This window comes from Aeromonas sp. Lyrl_2, from assembly GCF_051948815.1.
GTDB classification, from domain to species: domain Bacteria; phylum Pseudomonadota; class Gammaproteobacteria; order Enterobacterales; family Aeromonadaceae; genus Aeromonas; species Aeromonas veronii.
In genome coordinates, this window is record NZ_JAYJLJ010000064.1 from 1 (window position 1) to 737 (window position 737).

The following is a 737-nucleotide window of genomic DNA, read 5'->3' on the forward strand; positions in this document are numbered from 1 at the left end:
TCGGGTCGGCACTCGCAAGCTGCATTATCTGCTGCAGGGTCAGGATGATGACGGGCTCAAGGTCGGGCGTGACAGGCTGTTTCGGATATTGGCCGAGCACCGCCTGCTGGTGCAGCCTAAGCGGGCGTATCACAAGACCACCCACAGTTTTCACCGTTTCTACCGTCATCCCAACTTGCTCAAGGCGGGGCCAGAGCAGGTCACGCCGGTGGCCCCGGAGCAGGTCTGGGTCGCTGATATCACCTATCTGCCAGCCAGGAGCGGACCGCTGTACCTGAGCCTGGTGACGGATGCGTACTCACGCAAGATAGTGGGCCATCACGTGCACGAAGGAATGCATGCCGAATCGGTAGCGATGGCGTTCAAGAAAGCACTGAAGCAACGACGTGGCAGCGGTGAACTCATCCATCATTCGGACCGCGGCGTGCAGTATTGCTCGGGGCTGTATCAGTCATTACATGAGCGGTACGGGGTGAAATGCTCGATGACGGATGGGTATGACTGTTACCAGAATGCGTTGGCGGAGCGGGTGAACGGGGTTTTGAAAGGAGAGTTATTGCTGCAAAGCCCGCAGGATTTGACGCAAGCGCGGGAAATGGTGCGTGAAGCGGTGGATATTTACAACGCGGAGCGGCCGCATCATGCGTTGAAATACAGAACCCCCGATGCGGTACATAGGGGGTTCTGAGTAGAGAAATGCTAGTTGAAAATGTGTAAACCTATTTCAGGACTAGACA

The 737-nt window shown here is 56.3% G+C and carries 1 protein-coding gene; it reads left to right on the plus strand.

Annotated features, from left to right (window positions below):
- A partial coding sequence (locus VF684_RS20920; RefSeq protein WP_440174399.1) for an IS3 family transposase occupies positions 1 to 688 on the plus strand: 688 nt, incomplete at its 5' end.
- Positions 689 to 737: the final 49 nt, after the last annotated feature.